The organism is Ochrobactrum sp. C6C9 (assembly GCF_022627935.1).
Taxonomy (GTDB): Bacteria; Pseudomonadota; Alphaproteobacteria; order Rhizobiales; family Rhizobiaceae; genus Brucella; species Brucella teleogrylli.
Map to the genome: position 1 here is coordinate 1 of NZ_JABXGB010000080.1, position 1,708 is coordinate 1,708.

Sequence of the window (1,708 nt, forward strand, 5' to 3'; positions counted from 1 at the left end):
GATGGCGGGTGGCAATGTGTCCGCGGCGATTGTCTCGGCTTCTGCGTCGAATATTTTCGGCATGTTTCTGACGCCACTGCTGGTGGGCTTGCTTTTTGCGGTGCAAAGCGGAGGAGGCGGCATCTCTCTCGATGCGTTTGAATCTATTCTGCTGCAATTGCTGCTGCCCTTCGTTCTGGGTCAAATCCTGCAGCCCTGGATCGGCAATTTCATGCGGCGCAACAGCAAGCCGCTCAGCTTCGTGGATCGCGGTTCGATCCTGATGGTCGTCTATCTGGCTTTCAGCGAAGCCATCGTGGAAGGCCTTTGGAAATCGGTCTCCTGGGACGATCTGGTGATGATGGTCGGTGTCAACATCGTGCTGCTGATTGCCGTCCTGTTGATTACCTGGTACGGCAGCAAGCGACTGGGTTTCAATCGCGCTGATTGCATAACCATCCTGTTTTGCGGCTCCAAGAAAAGCCTTGCCAGTGGTGCGCCGATGGCTAGTGCCATTTTCGCGAGCGCCAATGTCGGCAGTATTGTGCTACCATTGATGCTGTTTCATCAGATACAGCTTATGGCTTGCGCGGTGATTGCGCGAAAACTGGCCGATCATAAATAAGCTGCACGACCATCAGACTTTGAAAAGGCATAAGACAATGGCGCAGACCGACGACAAAACCTTCGATGAGGACGCTCTGGCGGAAGCCTATGATCGTGCGCTTGCGCTTGAAAAGGCTGGCGATTTCGACGGCGCTGCTAAGGCCTATGAAGAAGTTCTGGCCATTGATCCCGACGATCATGGCGGCGCGACTGTGCGGCTTGCCAGCATGGGACGCGGCGCTGTTCCGCTGAAAGCTCCCGATGCTTATGTGGCAACGCTGTTCGACCAGCATGCGGAAATGTTCGACACAATTCTCGTGGACCAGCTTGGTTACGACGTGCCGCTGCAATTGCGCGAAATATTGCTGGAGATCGATGACGAGTTTCATCGTGACCGTATGCTCGATCTTGGCTGCGGTACGGGCCTTTCCGCCGATGCGCTCGACGACATGGCGACGCACAAGACCGGTGTGGACATTTCTGAAAACATGATCGAAGTCGCTTTTGAAAAAGGTGATTACGACGCGCTTTTCGTCGGCGAAGCGGTACGCTTTCTGGAAACCACAGCCGAGGACAACTGGGACCTCATCGTGGCAACCGACGTGCTGCCTTATATGGGCGAACTGGATCGGTTCTTTGCAGGCGTGGCGACGCAACTGGAGCCGGACGGCTATTTTGGCTTCTCCAGTGAAACGCAGGACGATACGCGCTTTGCGGGCCGGGCGTTTATGGTCGGCGATTATCAGCGTTTCGCGCATGCAAAATCATACGTGACAGCAATGCTGGATGCGCACGGCATGGACTGCATCCGCTGTGAAAACATCACCGTGCGTAGCGAACAAGGATCGCCGGTTCCCGGACATCTTTACGTCGCGCGACGTCGCTGACATTTCGATCTAGCGTGGTTGAACTGAACCACGCTAGATCGCTTGATGACGGTTGGCGTAATTGTCTGGTTCATCGAATAGTCGTGGAGCTGGACGTGCTTTCACATCGCCGTTTCATGAACATGATTGTTCCATAATCTATCTTATGTGATCGACATATATAACAGCAATATACAGATGCGACAGATGGGCAAGATAGAGATGCGACATTTTTAGGTCGCGTGCCCTGTTCAGAT

At 53.9% G+C, this 1,708-nt stretch carries 2 protein-coding genes; both read left to right on the forward strand.

Annotated features, from left to right (window positions below; all coding sequences use genetic code 11):
* Nucleotides 1–604, forward strand: a 604-nt coding sequence (locus HWD97_RS24100) for a bile acid:sodium symporter (RefSeq protein ID WP_371835788.1), incomplete at its 5' end; no start/stop codon positions are given.
* Between the two features lie 37 nt (nucleotides 605–641).
* On the forward strand, nucleotides 642–1,472 hold the full coding sequence (locus HWD97_RS24105) for a methyltransferase domain-containing protein (protein ID WP_171317878.1): 831 nt from the start codon (nucleotides 642–644) through the stop codon (nucleotides 1,470–1,472).
* Nucleotides 1,473–1,708: the final 236 nt, after the last annotated feature.

Coding starts and splice junctions, on each gene's coding strand:
- HWD97_RS24105 (WP_171317878.1), top strand. CDS start 642: ATGGCGCAGACCGACGACAAAACCTTCGATGAGGACGCTCTGGCGGAA.